This window comes from Bradyrhizobium sp. B117 (assembly GCF_038969555.1).
Taxonomy (GTDB): Bacteria; Pseudomonadota; Alphaproteobacteria; order Rhizobiales; family Xanthobacteraceae; genus Bradyrhizobium.
The window spans coordinates 8777603-8798723 of sequence record NZ_CP152414.1 but is presented as its reverse complement, the minus strand read 5'-3'; the positions used below and the strand labels follow the sequence as shown (position 1 = coordinate 8798723).

The following is a 21121-nucleotide window of genomic DNA, read 5'->3' as shown; positions in this document are numbered from 1 at the left end:
CCGTGCCTTGCTCTCGCTCGGAGGGCTCTTTCCAAAACCACAGGTGTTGTCGCTCTAACTTCGACGGAGAGAAAACATGCCGCTGTTCATCTCATACGTCTCGTACTCAAATGCCGGCATCAAAGGATTGGTCGACAAACCGTCCGATCGCAGCGCGGTCATCGGACCGATTATCGAAAAAGCCGGCGGAAAGCTCCAGGGAGCGTTCATGACAACAGGCGCACACGACGCGCTCATCGTTGCGGAGTTCCCCGATGGAGCCGATGCTGTCGCCCTCGGAATGGCGGCCGCGGCGAGCGGCGCCATCGCCAAAATCGAAACCGTACGCGCCTGGAAGATGGGTGAATTCAAGAGCGTCGCGGAAAAGGCCGCGAAGCTTGCAAGCGTCTACGTTCCGCCCGGCAAGTAGCCTCTTGTGAGCGTGACGGCGCCATGAGGCGAGACACTCGGTAGCGGTGGCTGGGCTCGTCCCGGCCACTCGCACGCTTCATGCGAATGCCCGGGCGGGCTTGACGAGATCGATGAGCTGTTGCTCAACCCATGGCCGGCATGCGCGGATACTCGCCCGGCGTGCCCGCGGGCGGGATCGGGATGCCGCCGTCGGCGTATTCGTTGAGCTTGTTGCGCAGCGTGCGGATCGAGATGCCCAGGATATTCGCGGCATGGGTCCGGTTGCCGAGGCAGTGCTTGAGCGTCTCCAGGATCAAGTCGCGCTCGACGTCGGCGACGGTGCGTCCCACCAGCGCGCGCGTCACCTGCTCGGCAGCCATGGTGGCGTGCGCAACGGCGGGTGCGGTCTTGGCGAGGTCGAGGCGGTCGCCATCCGGCGTGATGATTGCGTCGGGGCCGATCTCGTCACCCTGCGCCATCAGCACCGCGCGGTGCATGGTGTTTTCGAGCTCGCGAACGTTGCCCTGCCAGCGGTTGGTGGAGAGTACGCGGCGCGCCTCCGCCGAGATCGGGCGCATCGGCACGCCGTTAGCCTCGGCGTACTTTTTCACGAAATGCTGGGCGAGTTCGAGAATGTCGGCGGGACGCTCGCGCAGGGGCGGGATCTTCAAATTCACGACGTTGAGGCGGAACAGCAGATCCTCGCGGAACGTGCCCTCGCGCACGGCCTCGGCCAGGTTGCGGTTCGAGGTCGCGATGATGCGGATGTCCACCGGCACCGGCTTGGTGCCGCCGACGCGGTCGATCACGCGCTCCTGGATGGCGCGCAGCAGCTTTGATTGCAGGCGGACGTCCATCTCCGAGATTTCGTCCAGCAGCAGCGTGCCGCCGGTCGCTTCCTCGAACTTGCCGATGCGGCGGGCGACCGCGCCGGTGAAGGCGCCTTTCTCGTGGCCGAACAGCTCGGACTCCAGCAGGTGCTCGGGGATCGCGGCGCAGTTGATCGAGATGAACGGGCGCTTGGCGCGGGCGGAGCGGGTGTGGACGTAGCGGGCCAGCACTTCCTTGCCGGTGCCGGACTCGCCGGTGATCATCACCGAAGCGTCCGAGCCCGCGATCTGCTGCGCCAGCTTGATCACGCGCGCCATGGCGTCGTCGCGATAGACCAGCTCGCGGGAATCGTTGGCGACGGCGGCGAGCACCGCGGCGATCAGCTCCGGGTCCGGCGGCAGCGGGATGTATTCCTTGGCGCCGGCGTGGATCGCGGCGACCGCCGCGCGGGCGTCGTTGGTGATGCCGCAGGCGACGATCGGGGCGTGGATGTGTTCGGCTTCCAGCCGCATCACGAGGTCGCGGATGTCGAGGGCGACGTCGACCAGCAGCAGGTCGGCGCCCTTGCCGCCGCGCAGCACGCGCATCGCCTGCTCGTGATCCTCGGCATGGGTCACGGTGGCGCCGTTCTCCATCGCGATCTTGGTGGCGGTGGTGAGCTGGCCCTTCAATGTGCCAACGATGAGAAGCCGCATGTCAGTCTCCTGTCCGTCTGGTCGCGCTGTTGCGCGTCATCACGTGCGTTCGGTCTTGATGATTTCGGTCATGGTCACACCGAGCTTGTCCTCGACCAGGACGACTTCGCCGCGGGCGACCAGCTTGTTGTTGACGTAGATGTCGATGGCCTCGCCGACGCGCCGGTCGAGCTCCAGCACGGTGCCGGGCCCGAGTTTGAGCAGCTCGCCGACGTCCATCTTGGAGCGGCCGAGCACGGCCGAGACTTGCACCGGCACGTCGAACACGGCTTCGAGGTCGGCGGCGGCACGCGCCGCATATTCGTCCTCGTTGTAGCCGACATCCGCGTTAGTTGGCGGCAGCGGACCGTTGAGATCGGGCAGCGGGACCTGTCCGTCGGTGTCGCTCATGGCTTAGCTCCCCCTCCGAGACGCGATATAGCGTCCGACCATTTCGTCGATCTTGGCCGCGATGACGCCGCGTTCCAGCACGACGCCGCCATCGGCCCATTCGATCCGGCAGTCGCCGGTGGCGATTTCAGGCTCGGCCAGGATCACCAGCCGGCCCTCGAAGCCGCTCTGCTTGGCGAGCCGCTCGATCTTCTCGCGCGCGGCGTCGTAGAGCGCGTCGTTGATGCGGACGACCAGATGCGGCGTCGCGACCAGATGCGCGAAGCAGTCCTTGACCAGCGCCATGATCTCGCCGAGCGGCTCGGCGGCGACGAGGTCGGCGCACAGCTTGCGCGCCACCGCGATCGCGACCTCGACCGCCTCGGTCTCCATCCTGCTTTCGATGTTGCCGATGCCGGCGGCGACGCCGCGGATGCCGATGTTGATCTCTTCCATGGCGAGCGCGACGCGGCGGTCGCTCTCGGCCTTGGCTTCGCGCTGGCCGGCGGCAAAGCCGTCCTGATAGGCGCGCGCCTCGGCTTCGGCGACCTTCTGGGCGATCTCGGCCGCGGTTGCGGCCTTCTCGCGCGTCGTCCGCTCGGGCGCCGCGAAGTCGGTATCGAACAGGAATTTTGCCGGAGCCGCCATCAGTACACCAGCTCGTCGTCGGCGCGGTTCTTGGTCAGCATGATCTCACCCTTGGCGGCGAGGTCCTTGGCGAGGTTGACCAGCAGCGCCTGGGCCTCGTCGACGTCGCGCAGGCGCACCGGGCCCATCGCCGCCATGTCGTCCTGGAGCATCTTGGCCGCGCGCGAGGACATGTTGCCGAAGAAGAAATTGCGGACGTCCTCGTTGGCGCTCTTGAGCGCGACGCCGAGCTTGTCCTTGTCGACGTTGCGCATCAAGGTCTGGGCCGAGCCGGAATCCAGCTTCACGAGGTCGTCGAAGGTGAACATCAGCGCCTTGATGCGCTCGGCCGATTCGCGGTTGTCCTCCTCCAGCGAGGTGATGAAGCGGGTTTCGGTCTGGCGGTCGAAATTGTTGAAGATTTCCGCCATGACCTCGTGGGCGTCGCGGCGGCGGGTCTGCGACAGGTTTGACATGAACTCGGTGCGCAGCGTCTTCTCCACGCTTTCGATCACCTCCTTCTGCACCGCTTCCATCTTCAGCATGCGGTTGACGACGTCGAGCGCGAGCTCCTCGGGCAGGATGCCGAGCACGCGGGCCGCGTGCTCCGACTTCAGCTTCGACAGCACCACCGCGATGGTCTGCGGGTATTCGTTCTTGAGGTAGTTGGCGAGCACCTCTTCCTGCACGTTGGAGAGCTTCTCCCACATGTTGCGGCCCGCAGGGCCGCGGATTTCGTCCATGATGCCGTTGACGCGCTCTGGCGGCAGGTACTGCTGCAGTAGGCGCTCGGTGGCGTCGAAATTGCCCATCAGCGCGCCCGAGGCCGACATCCGTGAGACGAACTCGAGCAGCATGTCCTCGACCGTGTCGACCTCGACGGTGCCGAGCGTCGACATTTCCAGCGAGAGCTGGCGCACCTCGTCGTCGTCGAGCAGCGACCAGATCTTGCCGCCATATTGCTCGCCCAGCGCCAGCATGAGGATCGCGGCGCGTCGCGGCCCGGACAGCTGCTCGGCCCCCTTGCCGTCCTTGGCGCGGCTGCCGGCGCGCTGGCCGAGCGTGGAGATCACGCTGGTGATGTCGTTGGAGTTGGCGTTTTGCAGTGTGGCGGCCATGTCAGATCACTTCTTGATTCACTTGGCAGTTACTTGGCTTAGGTTATTTGGCTGGCTCGGTGAGCCACTGGCGGATGATGGCGACGGTTTCGTTGGGGTTGCGCTCGGCGAGCTCGCCGACGCGATGAACGGACTGGGCGTGGACCTGGCCCTGGATGGTGGCGACGTCGATCGCGCTCGCGGCACCGCCCGGCAACAGCGGCTGGCTTCCGGCGGGCGCGGCCTCGTCGCTCGCGGCGGGGCCGGCGAGGACGCCGGAGATGGCGGCGGCGACCTCGTCGGAAGCGAGGATGCGCTTGACCAGCGGGCGGATCACCATGAACATCACGACGAGGCCGAGCAGCATCATCACGCCGAGCTCGACGAAGTACATCACGTCGTCCTTGGTGAACTGGAGCATGCCGAGGAAGCCCGAGGGCTCGCTGATCGGGGCAGTGGAGGGCGCATCGGCAAAGCGCAGGTTGACGACCTCGACCTGGTCGCCGCGCTTCTGGTCGAAGCCGATGGCCGAGCGCACCAGCGCGGCGATGCGGTCGAGCTGCTCCTTGGTGCGGTCCTGATAGGCCAGATCGCCCTTCTCGTTCTTGGAATAGATGCCGTCGACCAGCACCGCGACCGAGATGCGGTTGACCCGGCCGGCCTCGGTCACCTCGGTCTTGGTGGTGCGGGAGATCTCGTAATTGTTGGTCTCTTCCGTCTTCTTGCTCTGGTCCTTGGCCGCGACGCCGTTGTTCTGCTGGTTGCCGGGCAGCTCGTTGTTGACGGTGACCTGGCCGTTGTTGTCGGCGGTGAGGCTGCTCTCTTCCCGGGTCTGGCTGGAGCGCAGCACGCGGCCCTCGGGATCGAACTTGTCCGAGGTCTGGGTGACCTTGTTGAAATCGAAATCGGCGGAGAGCTGGACGCGGGCGCGGCCCGAGCCGACCACGGAGGAGACGATGTCCTCGACCTGCTTGCGCATCCGCTTCTCGAAGGCGATGCGGCGCTCGTCGCCGACCGCCTGCTCGGGGTCGGTCGCGGCGCCGTCGGCGAGCAGCTGGCCGGCCTCGTCGACGATCGAGACCCGCTGCGGCTTCAGCCCGTTGACGGCGGAGGCGACGAGGTGGCGGATGGCGCGGATCTGCTGCGCCTCCAGCGCGCCGCGGACGCGCACCACGATCGAGGCCGACGGCTCCGGCGCCTCGCGCGCAAACAGCGGGCGCTCGGGCAGCACGAGGTGGACGCGGGCGGCCTGGATGCGGTCGATGGCGCGGATGGTGCGGGCGAGCTCGCCCTCGAGGGCGCGCAGGTGATTGATGTTCTGGACGAAGGAGGTGGTGCCGAGCGCGTCCGACTTGTCGAACACCTCGTAGCCGACGCCGCCGCCCTTGGGCAGGCCGCCCTCGGCGAGCTTCATGCGCAGCCGCGTGACCTTGTCCTTGGGCACCATGATGATGCTGCCCTCGTTGCGCAGCTCGAACTGGATGCCCTGGCGTTCCAGGTCCTTGATGATGCTGGAGGAATCTTCGACGCTGAGGTCGGTGAACAGGGTCGTCATCTGCGGCGTGGTGACGCGCATGATGACGAAGGCGAAGAAGCCGATGAGCGCGGCGGTGACCGCGATCATCGCCCCGAACCGGGCGGCGCCGATACTTTTTAAGAAGTCCGCAAGACCTTGCAAGCAACCGCCCCGACAGCTTCGACCCGCATTCCAAGAGCGGCCGACTGGGCAATTATTGCCTAGGTGATGGTTTCGATATGGTTAACGAAGGTTAAGAGGTCGGACAAAAGTGGTGCCAAAAGCAAACATGAAAAAAATCGGCCTCGCGGGGCGAGGCCGATTTTGTTCAAAAGCAGCAGATTTCCGGATCGCTTACTGGCGATATTGCTGGATGCGGGTGGTGCGAAGACCCGCCAGACCGTGCTGGTCGATGGAAAACTGCCAGGAGAGGAATTCGTCGACCGTCAGGGTATAACGGCTGCAGGCCTCCTCAAGGGAGAGAAGCCCGCCACGCACAGCGGCGACGACTTCGGCCTTGCGGCGGATGACCCAGCGTTTGGTGCCGGGCGCGGGCAGATCTGCGATCGTCAGCGGACTGCCGTCCGGCCCGATGACGTATTTTACCCTCGGGCGATGGGGTTCTGTCATGGCGTACTCACAAACTCTCAACCACTGAACTCACGCGGTAACCCTACGCCCGGCGGCTTAAAAATCCGCTAAGCCTAAGGCTTCAATACAATTCTCGTTGAATCTTGCGGGAACGCGGCCGGCCCGGGGGCCGAAAACGCGGTTTCGGCGGGCCGGGCGGGGCAGAAGGTAAATACTTTACTAACGGCGAACGACTTTTGCGGGCTCGGCGCGAGGCCCGGAACTCTGATCCACCTCTCCCGAAGGGAGAGGTCGGGTCGCATCCGAAGGATGCGATCCGGGTGAGGGGTTACGGTCTCACCGTGCGCCGCGGCCCCTCACCCGGATTGCTCCGCAATCCGACCTCTCCCCGCTGGGGAGAGGTGTCGCACCCTCAATTGCTGCTGGTCGCGATGATGCTCTTCACCTGGCTCAGCGTGTAGCTGGCGCCGTCGATCGTCAGCAGCGGCGGCGACTGGGTGAGGTCGACGGAGGACACCACGCCCTGGACCTGCGCGGCGATGCCGACATTGTTGTTCGCGACGTCCTTGCCGGTGGCCGAGATCGTGTACTTGCCGTCGGGCCATTGCGTGCCGTCATTGCCCTGGCCGTTCCAGGTGAAGGGAATGTCGGTGCCGGCTGAGGCAGTGTATTTGCCGGTGAACACGGTCTGGCCGCTGGCATTGGCGACGGTGATGTCGACGGTGGAGTCGCTCGGCACGTTGAGGTGCCATGTCGCCGACGATTTCGTCATTGTTGCGGTCGAGCCGTCGACCAGTGCCGTCTTGCCGACGAAGCCCAGCGCCTGGGTCGCCTGCGTGGTCTGCTGCAACGTGACGAGCTGGGACAGCGAATCGTTGGTCTTCAGCTGCTGCTCGACGCCGGCGAACTGCACCAGCTGCTGGGTGAACTGGTTGGTGTCGAGCGGATCGAGCGGGTTCTGGTTCTGCAGCTGCGTCGTCAGCAGCGTCAAGAAGGTCTGGAAGTTACCGGCGAGCGTCGATCCCGTGCTCGAGCTCAGCGACGACTTCGAGTCGGATTTCGGGACGTCGGTCGTGCCGGAGACGGGCGTAGGCGCGGTGGTGGCATTCGTGGTGGTCATGATCGAATACTCCTCACACTCTGATGTCGACGCCGCTGCTCGATCCGAGCATGCGGCCGTAGCCGCGCCCGACCGGCGCGGCAGTCACGGTCTCGTCCTCGCTGATGATCAGCCGGCGGGCATTGCCGCCGTTGTCGTTGTTCTGGCCGGACTGCTGGCCCGATGAATTCTGGTCGCGCAGGCTGAAGGACAGCCCGTTGCTGCCGGTCTTGAAGCCGGCATCGTCGAGCGCGCGCTGCAATTGCGGCGCGTCCTGCTTCAGCATCGCCAGCGTCTCCGGCTTCTCGACCGTGAGATGCGAGGTGACCTGGCCGTTGCGGTCGACATTGATGCGCACGTCGATGCGGCCGAGCTCGACCGGATCGAGGCTGATGTCGAACCGCGTCTTGCCGGCGCGCGCGGCGGCGGCGATCTCGATCGGCACCGCGTTGAGCGGCACGGCCGCATTGGTGGCCGCGGTCGCGGTCAGCGTCGCGGTCGAAGCGGTCGCCGCCGACGTCGTATTGGTCAGCGGCGTCTGAATGGCGGAGGCGGCCTGCGCGCTGGTGTCGGTCGTGGGCACGGCGGCTTGCGCGCCCGCATGGTGCGTGGTGGTGGCGGGTGTCGCATCGGTGGCGCCGGCCTTCGCATCGGCCTTGGCGTCGACCAGGCTGGAATCGGCTTGCGGCTTGGTGCCTTGCGCATGCGCGGCGTTGGCGGTCGTCGCCGCCTGAGCTTGTGTGGCGTTGGCCTTGCCGGCGTCCTGACCGATATTGGAGACGTCGGTCTGGCCTTGCGCGGTGGCGGCGGCCTTGAACGAGGTTTTTGGCGTGCCGAGGTCGGCCACGGCGATCAGGCCGCCGCTGGTCTTGGCATCGGTCGCGGTGCCATCGGTGGTGGCGGCCGTATCCCCGAGCGTTGCCGAGGTGTCGGCATCGACCTTGGCGCCGGCCGTCTTGGCGCTCTTGTCGCCCGGCGTTGCGGTGTCGGTCTTGGTGCCCGCGATCTGCGCCGCGGTGGAGGCGCTGGCGGCAAGGCCGGCAGCGGCGATCGTCAGCGGCGAAGATGCGGCGTCGCTGGCCTGGCCCGCGGCCACATTCGGATCGACCGGCACGACGGGCGCGGCAACGGGAATCGCGTTCGGATCGGGCGCAGCCGCCTGCGTCGCGTCGGTCTGCGCGGCCGCTGCGGCATCGACGGCGGCGGCAAGCCCGTCGCTGGTGTCGGTCTTGTCAGCCTTGGTCTCGTCGGACTTGTCTGCCGGCTTGGCGTCGGAGGTCTCGGACTTGTCCTTGGTCTTGCCGGTCTTGTCCGCCGCTTTGGCCGAATCTGTCGTCGTGTCCGTGCCGGCGCTCGCGGACGAATCGGTGTCGTCGCGCGCCTTGCTCTGCGAGGAGGGCTCGGTCGATGACGGCTCGCGCGTGCTCCGGTCCGAGGCGGACGCGGACGACGTCGCGGAATCGGTCCGGCGCGGGGCGGTGTCCTGCGAGGCCGCGTTGTTGCTGATCGCCTGGGTGTTGCTGTCGACCAGCGAGCCGAAGGAGTCCGACGCATCTTTGCTGCTCTGCGGCTTCGCAGGCTTTTGCTGCGCGCTCGGAACTTGCACGCTGGCGGCTACATCTGACGTCCGACCGACCACAGGCGACCTCTTGGAAACATCTTCGGCGTAAGGAGGGAGCAAGGAGCGGGCCAGCCTCCCTGATGTTCAGTTTATGTAATAAAATCAATGCCTTGATGAATTGATGTCGCCGCGCGCGCCTCCTTCCGGCCCCCGCCATTTCTGCCGCCCCGGCAAGAATTGCCCTAAGCGTCCGGCCGGCGTGATTGCTTCACCGGAATGGCGCCTATATTAAAGAGGCAGCTCTCAGCCGCTTTCGACCGGGCAAGCCGTGCCCTTCGGGAACCAAAGTTCCCGGGGCCCGCCGATGTCCCGGTCAGAAGCAAATCGCGGATCGCCGAACGCCGCCGTCACAAACTTTAAAGCCATGCTCAACAGTCTGGATCTCGAAGGCCGTCCTGAGGACACCAGGGTCGTCGTTGCCATGTCGGGCGGCGTCGATTCCTCGACGACGGCTGCGCTGTTGAAGGCCGACGGCTACGACGTCGTTGGCATCACGCTCCAGCTCTACGACCATGGCGCGGCGACCCACCGCAAGGGCGCCTGCTGCGCCGGCCAGGACATCCACGACGCCCGCGACGTCGCCGCCAAGCTCGGCATTCCCCATTACGTGCTCGACTACGAGGATCGCTTTCGCGAGTCCGTCATCGACAACTTTGCCGACAGCTATGCGCTCGGCGAGACGCCGGTGCCGTGCATCGAGTGCAACCGCTCCGTCAAATTCCGCGACCTGCTGAAGACCGCGCGAGAGTTAGGCGCGCAGGCGCTCGCCACCGGCCATTACGTCGCCTCGCGCCGCCGCGAGGACGGCTCGCGTGCGCTGGTCTGCGCCGCAGACAGCGACCGCGACCAGAGCTACTTCCTGTTCGCGACCACGCAGGAGCAGCTCGATTTCCTGCGCTTCCCGCTCGGCGACATGACCAAGCCCGAGACGCGCGAGCTCGCGCGCCGCTTTGGTCTCGCGGTCGCCGACAAGCACGACAGCCAGGACATCTGCTTCGTGCCGACGGGCCGCTACACCGACATCATCACGCGCCTGCGTCCGAACGCGATGGACCCCGGCGACATCGTCGATCTCGACGGACGCGTGCTCGGCCGGCACAACGGCATCGCCAATTTCACCGTCGGCCAGCGCCGCGGCCTCGGCATTGCGGCCCACGCGCCGCTGTTCGTGGTGCGGCTCGATGCCGCAAACCGCCGCGTCGTCGTCGGCCCGCGTGATGCGCTGAAGATGCACCGCATCAGCTTGCGCGACGTCAACTGGATCGGCGGCGGCGACATCGATCGCGCCATCGGAGGCGGCCTCGAAATGTTCGTGCGCGTGCGCTCGACCCGCTCGCCGCAGCCGGCCTGGCTGCGCGGTGCGAACGGTCAGTACGAGGTCGAGCTCGTCGCCGGCGAAGAGGGCGTCTCGCCGGGACAGGCCTGCGTGTTCTATGACGCGCCGTCTGGGCAGGCGCGCGTGCTCGGCGGTGGCTTTATCCAGAGCGCCGCCGCGAAGGTGACGGCGAGTTCAGCGAGGCCACTCGCGGAAGCCGTCCGCGGCTAAGTAATTTCCGGGGCAGGGGGCATGGCAGCAGACATCTCGCGGGCCGGGGTCGAGAAGGCCTATGGCCGCTGGGCGCCGGTCTACGATCTCGTGTTCGGCAAGGTCTTCGATGCCGGCCGGCAGTCGACCATCGCGGAGGCCGACCGCATCGGCGGCCGCATCCTCGATGTCGGTGTCGGCACCGGTCTGTCGTTGTCGGATTACGCGCGCACCACAAAAATCTGCGGCGTCGATATTTCCGAGCCGATGCTGCGCAAGGCGCAGGCGCGCGTGCGCGCGCTGCGCCTCAGCAACGTCGAAGTGCTCTCGGTGATGGATGCGAAGAACCTCGCCTTCCCCGGCAACTTCTTCGACGCGGTGGTCGCGCAATATGTCATCACCGCCGTTCCCGACCCCGAAGGCACGCTCGACGAGTTCGTGCGCGTGCTCAAGCCCGGCGGCGAGTTGATCCTGGTCAACCACATCGGCGCCGAGAAGGGTTTTCGCAAACTCTCCGAGCTCGCCTTCGCGCCGCTCGCCCGCCGTCTCGGCTGGCGTCCGGAATTCCCGTGGGCCCGCCTCGAAGGCTGGGCCGCCAGGCACGGCGGCGTCACGCTCACCGAGCGCAGGCCGATGCCGCCGATGGGCCATTTCTCGCTGATCCGCTACCGCAAATCGTGATGTTGGGACGCGCGTAAGCCGGCCAAGCCGGCAGTGCGCTCCCTCCCCCGCAAGCGGGGGAGGGTTGGGGAGAGGGCTCTCTCCGCCCGCGATATCTCACGAGCGGATAAAGCCCTCACGTCATTGCGAGCGCAGCGAAGCAATCCAGACTGCGGCCTGCGGAGAGATCCTGCTGCCGGGGATCAATCCCAAACCCCGATCACATCGCACTCGACCCGGGAACGCCCCGCGCGGCCTGCGCGTTTCCCTCCCATGCGCACGACATCAAACATCATCCTGGTCAGCCTTCTGATCGCCGCCTCAGGCAGTGCGATCGCGCAGGCTCCGCCCGCCCCGGCGACGCCGCCGCAACAGACCGCGCCGCCATCCCCGCAACATGCGGCCAACTGCACCCCGCAGGACCGCCCGAACCGCGCCACGGCGCCTGACGGCACCACCACCGGCCAGGCCCGGGAACCGCTCGGCGACAAACTGGCAAAATCCGACGGCGTGATCTGCCCGCCCGCGGGCGTCGACCCCGAAATGCACGCCCCCGCGCCGAGCACGGACGGCAGCATGCCCGTCATCCCGCCCCCCGGCAGCCCCGGCGGCGACCCGACGGTACGGCCGAAATAGGTGGATTCCTTCGCCTCTCCTCGCGCGCGGATTCCGGGTGAGGGGGATTCTCCGCGAGTCCAGTGCGGGAAAATGGGCGAGTTCGGTCCCAAACGGGGCGATTTCGCCTGCGAAATCACGCCCTCAATCGCCCCCACTTTGCTTGACTTCCCGCCGCCCCCTTCCTTATATGCCGCGCGTTCGCGAGATCGGCCTTGTTCGCCGCCGCGATCCCTGTGGCGGGGTAGCTCAGCTGGTTAGAGCACGGGAATCATAATCCTGGGGTCGGGGGTTCGAGTCCCTCCCCCGCTACCACCTTTCCCCACACTCCTTTGACTTGGTTTGGATAGGCCTTTTCCCCAAGCAGGGCGTTTAGCCGGCCTGCTATCTCCACGGCTACACCACCTGGGCGGCCTGGATCGCGGAACACGGTGACCGTCTCGACTAGGTCTCTGATGGCTTCCGCGGCCTCTCCGTCGCCCCCACTGACGCCTTTGCCCAGTGCGTCTTCAAGCCGATCGAGTTGCCTCATAGCGTTTGAGGATGGCCGGATGCAGCGCGACTTCCTTCAGGGCGGGTGGTTCACTCTGCAACTCCTCAGATATCCGCTTTCGTTCGGCATCTAAGGCAGTCGATCGCGGTCCTAGAACGGATGGATCGCCATGTCCTTTCGCGATCGCATCCACCAGTCGTTCGATTTCCCGGTTTATTTGCCCAAGCTGCTGCTCAAGGCGCTGCCGTTTTGCATGTGAGGTGGCCGCGAGGCGCTTCCGTTCCTCAAGATACGTGCGTACGTATTCTGAGATAACCTTCGGCGCGCGCAATTCGGCCTGTAGACCGTTGAGGACCGCGCTCTCGACAGTGTCCAAATAAAAAGTCTTGGCGTCCGGACACGTGCCGCTCTCCGTCGCCGCTGAGCAGCGAATCCGAACGCGCCCCGATTTGTCCCGTCCATTCGTTGCCATACCCGAGCCGCATGAACCACAACGGAGTAAGCCAGATAGCATCCGACGGGGCCGTCGTTGATGGGTCGGGTGGCCGTGGCTGCGCTCCCCTTTGCGTTGCTGGGCAGCTGTGAACAACTCTGGACTGACAATTGCAAGATGGGGCACTTCAGCCACCTGCCAGTCACTCCTCGGATTCGGTCGTGACAGGCGCTTTCCCGAGTCGGGATCTTTCACCATCCTGACTTTGTTCCAGATAAGGCGTCCCATATAAAGTTCGTTCAGCAGAATGCCGGCGCCCCTCTCATGATTGCCATTGATTGTTGAGGCATTCCAGGCGCGCCCCCGCGGAGGTGATACCCTCTCCTTATTGAGATCATGCGCGATTTCCCGAGGCGTACGACCGTCTACGTATTCCTGAAATATGCGCCGGATCACTTGTGCCTCGGTCTCGACAACCACTCGTTCGCCGCTTCTTCCGGTGACCGCGGCGTACCCGTATGTCAGGCCGCCGCCAGCCAAACCTTGCTTGACCCGCCCCGCTTGGCCGCGACGCACTTTGTGCGCATTGTCCTCACGATAGAGTTGTCCGACCAAACCGCGAAGGCCGACCAGCACGGTGTTAACGACTCCCTCGTGGACCGCCCGGATCTCTATCCCGAGAAATGACAGCCGCTTATGAATGCCAGCGAGATCTTCCATGTCGCGAGAGAGGCGATCGAGCGCTTCGACGATTACCACGTCGAAGGATCTCTCTCGCGCCTGGTCCAACATCCGCAGAAGGCCTTCGCGGCCCATGACGGACCCGCCTGAACGAGCCCGATCTTCATGGGTACTGACAACAGTTAAACCTTCGCGCTCGGCATAGCTTTGACAAAGTGAAAGCTGATCCTCAATCGACCGCTCGTTCTGCAGATCGGTTGAGAATCGAGCATAGATCGTCGCTCTTTTCCTTGTCGTCTCTTCGATTGGCGAGCTCTCTTTCATGATCTTCCCTCGCGGCCACACGAGCAAGTACTCGCGCGAGACGCAAGATCGCCTTGTCTGGATTCGTCTGCAAGACAATTTTGCGATCAGCTTCCCGCACGATCGAGCCTCTACGTCATCGCGAGGCTCAACGAGGTGCACGCACCTGCGCTGGCGCCAGTCGACAAGAGGTGGTGGGGACTGATCATCTCGAGCATCCTGCTCGGGTGATAACTAAGTGCAACGGCCCCTATGAGCTCGTCGTGCAATCGGGTGCTTAATCGATGGAAAAGAGAGCAGCGAACGGCTTTGCTTGCGCCGAATTGATACTGCTCGGAGGGGGCATAGCGTCTCAATCTAGCGAATACCAGGGTGCAAACTCCGGGCTCCGTCACGGGACTCTGTTCCAGCTATCGATTTCGCCACCAGTTCGCTCTGATTGGACCCGATGGCTGAAATGTCTCTAGCAGGTCTATCCAGGCGAGCGGAAATCGCGGTTCGGGCAATGATCGGCGGACTACTAGGGCCAAGCCTATGAGCCTGGATATTGCGTGAAAACGGTTCCGGGAGGAAATTTAGTCTTTGGAGCCGCTTCTTTTGGAGGATTCTCGATATCTCCCGCGTCGCCGCGTGCGTGGCACCCGAAGTCCTTGTCTTACCTGACAATCTCGCCGTAACTGAAGGGCCAAGCGCGTCGGGAACTATATTGTTCGCCGCAGTCACAGCTTACGAGCGGCACCTTGGTCTAGGGACCGACGGCAGGCGGTAAGACCCGCGCGCTTGAGGTAATCGTCACCGGCGTCGAGAGACAACCTCCGAGTTTGGCGTAGTTACCTCGTGGCCCTTCGCCACCAGATAACTTCCTCGATGAAACAGGCGTTCGAACCAGCAAAGCCCACCATAGGTACCGATCTTTGACGAAATCGATGCCTTTCGCTGGCCCACGACCCTTTGTCCCATGAGCGTAAGATGCACCGACGAGAGGCGGGAATGGCGAGCCGCAGGATGAGGCCCGAAGGTCTGATCAATTGATGTCCTCCTTTGCTTTACATGCCTCTCTGTGACGGCCAAAGGCGGCGACCGTATCAAACTCGTTGTCAAAGAGACTTTGATGCGACCGTTCCTATTCCGATTGCATTGAGGGTTGGGGTCTCATCGTGCCGATGAGCTCTGATGCGTCTTCAATACGTCCGCCACCGCGAAAACGGCTCCAGTGTTGCGCTGTTCTCGACGGTTTACAACGTAGTGGTATTGCTCACGGCAGCCGTGGCGCGCATCGAACGACCGATATACGATCGACCTCAGCGTCAGATCCCAGAACCCATCACTTGCTTAACTGAGGTGAGAAGCACCGCGGGCAATCTATGCTGAGGAGGCACCTAATCAGCTATCCATCTGGGCACCCACCGGAGCAGGGGGGAAGTTCAACCTGCCCAGGATTAGCGGGGTAAACGCGCATATCCTCAAGTTTTACCAGCAGCTTTTCGATTGCTGTGCATGACCACCAATGCTGGTAGGCCACCCGAGGACGCTCTATCGCTAAAGTCCCACCGTACCCTGATGCGACGGCCCTCGCAGGAAAGCCGGGTGCCTTACCTTGTGATCCCCGGAGCTAACTACTGAGCCAGCGGCACGTGATAGGGAAAGCTCCTTGATATAGGCGCCGAGTCGCATCCGCGCTACTTTCTGTCGAACTCGCAAATTCAGCCTAGTTTAGACGCTTACAGGCTAATGGGCCTCATGAAGGCGTGGTAGCGCATTTTGACGAAACGGACACAATCATCTTCGGTACGAGAACCCAGCGTGGAGCGGGCCCCGGTAAGCGGCGCGGCGTATTCGGGTTCGAAAGCAACTGATGCGCGATCCGAATGGCCAGTCCTGCGCGGTCAAAAAGCCGGCACGAGCCGGGGGGCGTGAGGTCACTCAGTCATAAACGTGCAGTGGATTGGCTGCGCGCTATCCGGCGCGTCGCCCCGGAGCGGCTGCCGCTGGTCGCAAACATGCCGAGTGGCTACTATCCGAGGAGTAAACGTCGATATTGCTCTGGGCGGCAAGCGGCCACCTGGGCTGCTTTTCGTCATATAAATTGCTGCGCAGGTCTGTCAGCTTTCGGTAAGCCAACCCCGATAAACAATCGTTGGGTTTAACGGGGGCGTGGCAGGGACAGCGCATGAGCTGAAGGACCACCATGTGCCGAGTTACGCTTCCGTTAAGCTCATTGCACCGCGGATGCGGCAGAGATCGTGCTTCATGATGCCCCCAGGCCGTCAGGCGCCGAGCCGTGTTCGCACTGCTTCCGACTCACGGGCTAGGTCTCGTTCTGGCAATATTACTCGTTTTACGAGCGCTAAGCTCCCGATTAGCATTTTGCCACCGCTAGCTGAGCTTGGAGCCTGTTAGCGGGATTGCAGGGACAGCGCTGCCCCGTGGGGGACGAGCGCCGAGTGCTAAGTTCAATTGGCAATGGGGCGGGCAAGGGACAACGTCTGTCCAGTGCCACCAAACGGCGCCGAGCCGCGCCGCACTGCTTCCGATCAATCATCACCAACCCCTCTGGAAGGGAAGGAGGTTGCCTGCGAAGCAGCGGCCGCGGTTATCTTGGTGCAATTGTGTCCGCCATGTGTAGCGACGACGACGCCGACTGCGTTGCCGGTACTCCCTGTCGTGGCTTTCGAGGTCTCGGATAATCTTTCCAGAGGGACTGCTTCTATCGCGCTCCGTCTGGATTTACTCCGTCTACGTTCTCGCGTCTCTCATGCGCGTTTGGCCGTTCATTCTTGTTTATGCACAGCGCACGTGTCTGGGCATGGTGGTGTCTCCAACTTATCCAGGGCGAAGACCTAGCTTAGAGAGCCGCCGGTGAGGATGGGACCGACCGATTTTGGTAGGTGCCCTTCGGTACTTCTAGAAGATACAAGTTGATAGCCTTGAGGATTTGAGCCTCCCGGGAGCAAAGGTGGCCAGCTCCAGTCTTCGTGACCGGGTTGGCCACCAGCGCTTGCGGCACTATGCCCACAGGGCAGCTCAGGCCGATAAATGCATATATTCGAGCGGCATATCATGTCCTTGCGGTCGCAAGCCCTTGCGGTGCTTGCGGCCAATCAAGCCCGTGCCGCCGATCAGTCGCTGGGACCATCAGATCGCGACGCCGCAATACTTAACATCGACGAAGTTCAGGCGATGCTAGCCATACTCGATTGCATGACGCCCAACCTGCGGCCGAAGGAAGCACGGCAGATCGCTGCGCGCATACGCGCGCTTCTAGAGGGCCGCAAGGGGCAGCCGCTTCGAATAGGATGCCTGTGAGACCACTTAGATGTGAGTTTTCGGTCGGTTGTCCATCCCTGAACGAGGAAGCTGAAGAGTACCCCCGTGAGGATCGGATGGATACCCATAAGAATGCGCCTCGGACGCGGAATGGCCGCGGGGCCATAGTGCCAAGCGTAATCGTAAGGTGGCGTGACGAAGATTGCGGCGCGCTGCAGTTTCACCAAATGGCCAAGCGTTCCGCGAAAAACCCTGGCTGCCACGTGCCCGGAAGTCGGAGCGTTCGACGACCGCGTCACACAGGTGCAACAGATCGAAACCGAGGCCACTGCTGCGCTCCGCGGCGCTTTGTGCGGTCGCCTATGTTGGCTCAACGCGGCTGATCGACAACGTAATACTGGCGTTGCCAACCCGGTAGCGTAATGAGTGGCCAAACCGTGCGCAGTGTATCGAGCAAGAAACACTCAAGCCACTGTTACGAGAGGCGGATCGAGCTGGTAGCAGAGGGCGAGCGCCGATACGAATTTGTTCGGCGCGTCAGCCAAGCGACAGTGCGTGCGCACGGAATGTGTGGGGCCGTGAACGTTGTGTCCGGCAACCCTGTAAGTCTGTTGGCGGCCATCAGCGGCCAATTCGACAAACCTTGGTTTAGTGCTTTGCAGCCGATGCTATATCACCCACTTACCTTTGTAGAGTTGAGCGCCGGTTAGATCGTTTGTACTTTCGATGTCGAACCTAGATCATTCGATCTGCGGTTCAGTGCGAAGTTTGAACTGATGCCCTGCCAGAAGTCGGCGCGTTCCAATCAGGTGTTGAGACGAACATCTTGTTGCACGCAAAAAGGGCAGGAAGGTGCCACTATCGAGATCCCGATCAGCCACCAGATCAGCGGAATAGCACTTTATTGAGCGACGAAATTGGAAGCGGAGGACAGGGCGTCCGCGCTCGCCAGCGCGTGAGCTCTTAGAGTAGCCAATAACGTGTCGCTTGTGCTCGGGTCTCTAGTACAGTCGCCGCATTGATGATCATCGCTGGTGTACGTTGCCGGCGAATTTGCATACCCCTCTTGAAATGCGAGTCGAGATGGCATTTACCGAGATTTTCATCAAACGTCCGGTATTGTCTGTCGTTGTTAGTTGCCTGATCTTACTGATCGGCGTTCGCGCGGCCACGGTACTGCCGATCCGGCAATATCCCAAGCTATCTAATACGGTCGTCAATATCACTACTTCCTATCCTGGGGCCTCGGCCGATACGATCCAGGGGTTCATCACCACTCCCCTGGAGCAGGCAGTCGCTTCCGCCGAGGGCGTCGACTACGTTATTTCCTCATCGGTGCTCGGTACCTCCACGATCCAAGTCTACATCAAGCTCAATTTTGATCCCAATGAAGCGCTCACCGAGGTGCTCTCCAAGGTAAACTCAGTTAAATACTTAATTCCGAAGGAATCGAACGATCCGGTCGTCACTAAGTCGACCGGTCAGGCCACCGCTGTCATGTATATCGCCTTCTCCAGCGAGGAACTGGCGGCCAGCGCGATCTCCGACTACCTCTCGCGCGTTGTGCAGCCCGCTATGTCAACGGTCGACGGCGTCGCAGCGGCAGACATCCTGGGCGGCCAGAGCTTTGCGATGCGGCTATGGCTCGATACCGCGAAAATGGCAGGGCACGGCGTGTCGCCGGCCGAAGTGTCGGCTGCACTCGCCGCTAACAACTTCCAGGCCGCGGCCGGCCAGACCAAGGGCTATTTCACTATCTCCGATGTTACGGCAAACACGGATCTGCGGAGTGTCGATGACTTCAAGCGCATGATCGTCAAATCCAATGACGGTGGCTTTGTACGCATAGCGGACATTGCGATAGTCGAGCTTGCCGCGCAGACCACTGACACTAGCGTCGCTATGAACGGCGAGCACGCGGTCTTTATCGGCGTCCGAGCAAGCCCGCAAGGCAATCCGCTAAACATAGCGAGAGGCGTTCGGGCGCTGTTTCCAGAAATGGAGCGTAACCTGCCGCCGTCACTGAAGATGAACGTGGCCTACGACTCCACCAAATTCATTCAATCGTCGCTCGATGAGGTGGAGAAGACGCTCATCCAAGCCGTCGTGATCGTGGTGGCGGTAATCTTCCTTTTCCTGGCGTCGCTGCGGTCGGTCATCATTCCTGTGGTCACTATTCCGCTCTCGCTTGTTGGTGTCTGCAGCATGATGCTGGCGCTGGGGTTTTCATTCAATCTCCTGACGTTCCTTGCGATGGTTCTCGCAATCGGTCTCGTGGTCGATGACGCGATCGTTGTGGTGGAGAACATTCATCGCCATTTGGAAGAAGGTGCGCCGCCTCTAGAGGCTGCTATAAGGGGCGCGCACGAGATCGTCGGCCCCGTTGTCTCCATGACGATTACCTTGGCTGCGGTATATGCTCCAATCGGGTTTCTCGGCGGCCTCACTGGCGCGCTGTTCCGCGAGTTTGCGTTTACGCTGGCAGGAGCGGTGATCGTGTCGGGCGTGATTGCTTTGACCCTATCGCCGATGATGTGCTCGGTCTTCCTGAGGCGCGCAGAGGGGGGGCGGTTTGCAACATTTGTGAACCGCGGGTTCAGCACCATGACACGATGGTACGGCCGAAAGCTCGACCGCTCGCTCGACTATCGTCCGATTACCGGCCTGTTTGCGCTGACCATGCTGGGCCTCGTCGGCTTTCTTTATGTGAATACTTCCAAGGAACTCGCACCCGAGGAGGATCAAGGTATCGTATTCGCTTTAACCAAGGCGCCGAGATACGCCAATATCGACTACCTCGATTATTACGGCACCAAGCTCGAACACGCGCTCCAAAAATTTCCAGAGACCGATTTGAGCTTTGTACTCAATGGTGTTGGCGGCCAGCAGAGTGGCATGGCCGGCATGTTGCTCAAGGCATGGGACGAGCGCAAGCGCTCATCGATCTTGCTTAAGTCGCTCCTCCAGGCCGAGCTGTCCAAAATTGAAGGCATCAACGCGTTTGCCTTTAGTTTGCCGCCACTTCCAGGCGGTTCGGATGGCCTACCAGTGCAGATGGTGATCAATTCGACGTTTGACTTCCAATCCGTCTACGAGCAGATGTCGAAGCTGAAGGAAGCCGCGCAGAAGAGCGGTCTATTCATGGTGAGCGACTCCGACCTCGAGTTCAACCGGCCGGTGGTGCGAATCAAGGTTGATCGATCCAAGGCCAACGAGCTTGGCATCACCATGCAGACCATCGGAAACGCGCTCGCCACCTTACTCGGCGGAAACTACGTCAACCGCTTCAATTTGCAGGGCCGCTCTTACGAGGTGATCCCGCAGGTGCCCCGCGAAGAACGCCTGGCGCCGCAAGCAATCGGGAGCTATTATGTGAAGACTGCGGGGGGCTCGATGCTTCCGCTTTCGACCGTAGTCTCCATCGAGACTGCAACCGATCCGAACGCGCTCACCCACTACAATCAGCTCAACTGCGCGACCTTTCAGGCTGTGCCGATGCCCGGCGTCACGATCGGTCAGGCTGTGGACTTCCTGGAAGCGGAGGCGAAGAAACTGCCCGCAGGATTCAGTCACGACTTCCTTGCCGACGCGCGCCAATATGTGCACGAGGGTAACCAACTGGCCATTGCCTTTGCATTTGCACTCATAATCATATTCTTGGTGCTTGCGGCGCAGTTCGAAAGTCTGCGCGATCCCCTCATCATCCTGATCAGCGTGCCGATGGCAATCGTCGGCGCCTTGATCCCGCCATTCTTTGGCTGGGCGACGATGAACATCTACACCCAGATCGGACTGTTGACACTGGTCGGGTTAATTTCCAAGCACGGCATCCTGATGGTTGAGTTCGCCAATGAGCTGCAGCTCAAAGAGAGACTTAACCGTCGCTCGGCTATAGAGATGGCGGCGCGCGTCCGACTGCGTCCGATCTTGATGACCACTGTGGCGATGGTCACGGGCTTCATACCCCTGATGACCGCAACGGGAGCTGGCGCCGCGAGTCGCTTCTCGATCGGGCTCGTGCTCGTCGCGGGCATGTCTGTGGGCACGCTGTTCACGCTCTTCGTGCTGCCGGCGGTCTATGTCGCGATCGCGTCCGATCATCGTGCCGATGCGAGCTCCGGCCGCGCGAAGATCGCTGCCGATCTCGACCTCACCGGCGCTGCTGATGCCCAGATGGCCAAGCAAAGACGATAAAATCAATCCAGGTTCGCTCAGTGTGGTACGCGAAGGGGCCCGCGATCGCTTCACGTTACCTTACAAATCGAGATCTTCACGCCCCGTTGGCTTTGCGAGGTTTGTAGGCTTTGC

The 21121-nt window shown here is 62.6% G+C and carries 14 protein-coding genes and 1 tRNA gene; 6 read left to right on the top strand and 9 right to left on the bottom strand.

The genetic code is table 11. The annotated features are described in order from the left end of the window. The first annotated feature begins 76 nt into the window (after positions 1–76). Positions 77–409: a GYD domain-containing protein gene (locus AAFG16_RS41830; protein WP_092216794.1), complete on the top strand. Its 333-nt coding sequence runs from the start codon at positions 77–79 to the stop codon at positions 407–409. Between the two features lie 124 nt (positions 410–533). Here AAFG16_RS41830 and AAFG16_RS41825 read toward each other — a convergent pair whose 3' ends face one another. The 8 genes from AAFG16_RS41825 to AAFG16_RS41790 form a co-directional block, all read right to left on the bottom strand. Then, positions 534–1916 (bottom strand): sigma-54 dependent transcriptional regulator, encoded by a 1383-nt coding sequence (locus tag AAFG16_RS41825; RefSeq protein WP_342734708.1) that lies wholly within the window; start codon positions 1914–1916, stop codon positions 534–536. 39 nt (positions 1917–1955) lie between these two features. Then, positions 1956–2306, bottom strand: coding sequence for a flagellar motor switch protein FliN (gene fliN / locus AAFG16_RS41820; protein WP_027560936.1), 351 nt, complete (start codon positions 2304–2306; stop codon positions 1956–1958). Positions 2307–2309: 3 nt separating this feature from the next. Then, positions 2310–2933 carry a FliH/SctL family protein gene (locus tag AAFG16_RS41815; protein WP_283082025.1) on the bottom strand — a complete coding sequence of 208 codons (624 nt, stop codon included), beginning with the start codon at positions 2931–2933 and terminating at the stop codon, positions 2310–2312. After that, positions 2933–4030, bottom strand: coding sequence for a flagellar motor switch protein FliG (fliG, locus tag AAFG16_RS41810; RefSeq protein WP_342734703.1), 1098 nt, complete (start codon positions 4028–4030; stop codon positions 2933–2935). The genes AAFG16_RS41815 and fliG overlap by 1 nt, the downstream gene beginning before the upstream one ends. 43 nt (positions 4031–4073) lie before the next feature. Continuing rightward, a complete protein-coding gene (gene fliF / locus AAFG16_RS41805) occupies positions 4074–5687 on the bottom strand; it encodes a flagellar basal-body MS-ring/collar protein FliF (RefSeq protein ID WP_283082023.1) in 1614 nt (537 codons plus the stop codon). Positions 5688–5879: 192 nt separating this feature from the next. Beyond that, the gene (locus tag AAFG16_RS41800) at positions 5880–6155 is read right to left on the bottom strand and encodes a DUF1153 domain-containing protein (RefSeq protein WP_002714638.1); all 276 of its coding nucleotides are present in this window, start codon (positions 6153–6155) and stop codon (positions 5880–5882) included. Between the two features lie 373 nt (positions 6156–6528). After that, positions 6529–7236 (bottom strand): flagellar hook capping FlgD N-terminal domain-containing protein, encoded by a 708-nt coding sequence (locus tag AAFG16_RS41795; protein ID WP_342734700.1) that lies wholly within the window; start codon positions 7234–7236, stop codon positions 6529–6531. Between the two features lie 13 nt (positions 7237–7249). Beyond that, complete coding sequence (locus tag AAFG16_RS41790) at positions 7250–8854, bottom strand: flagellar hook-length control protein FliK (RefSeq protein WP_342734698.1); 1605 nt, start codon at positions 8852–8854, stop codon at positions 7250–7252. A gap of 346 nt (positions 8855–9200) precedes the next feature. Here AAFG16_RS41790 and mnmA point away from each other — a divergent pair, with 346 nt between their 5' ends. The 4 genes from mnmA to AAFG16_RS41770 all read left to right on the top strand — a co-directional run bounded on the left by mnmA (position 9201) and on the right by AAFG16_RS41770 (position 11951). Continuing rightward, the gene (gene mnmA, locus AAFG16_RS41785; RefSeq protein WP_342734696.1) at positions 9201–10382 is read left to right on the top strand and encodes a tRNA 2-thiouridine(34) synthase MnmA; all 1182 of its coding nucleotides are present in this window, start codon (positions 9201–9203) and stop codon (positions 10380–10382) included. Positions 10383–10403: 21 nt separating this feature from the next. Then, complete coding sequence (locus AAFG16_RS41780) at positions 10404–11042, top strand: class I SAM-dependent methyltransferase (RefSeq protein WP_342734694.1); 639 nt, start codon at positions 10404–10406, stop codon at positions 11040–11042. A 252-nt stretch (positions 11043–11294) separates the two neighbouring features. After that, positions 11295–11657, top strand: coding sequence for a hypothetical protein (locus tag AAFG16_RS41775; RefSeq protein ID WP_342734692.1), 363 nt, complete (start codon positions 11295–11297; stop codon positions 11655–11657). 217 nt (positions 11658–11874) lie between these two features. Continuing rightward, positions 11875–11951, top strand: a tRNA-Met gene (locus tag AAFG16_RS41770). Between the two features lie 194 nt (positions 11952–12145). Here the strand turns inward: AAFG16_RS41770 and AAFG16_RS41765 are convergent. Beyond that, positions 12146–13567: a recombinase family protein gene (locus AAFG16_RS41765; protein ID WP_342734690.1), complete on the bottom strand. Its 1422-nt coding sequence runs from the start codon at positions 13565–13567 to the stop codon at positions 12146–12148. A gap of 4329 nt (positions 13568–17896) precedes the next feature. Between AAFG16_RS41765 and AAFG16_RS41760 the strand changes: the two genes are divergently transcribed. Next, positions 17897–21007: an efflux RND transporter permease subunit gene (locus tag AAFG16_RS41760; protein WP_342734688.1), complete on the top strand. Its 3111-nt coding sequence runs from the start codon at positions 17897–17899 to the stop codon at positions 21005–21007. Positions 21008–21121: the final 114 nt, after the last annotated feature.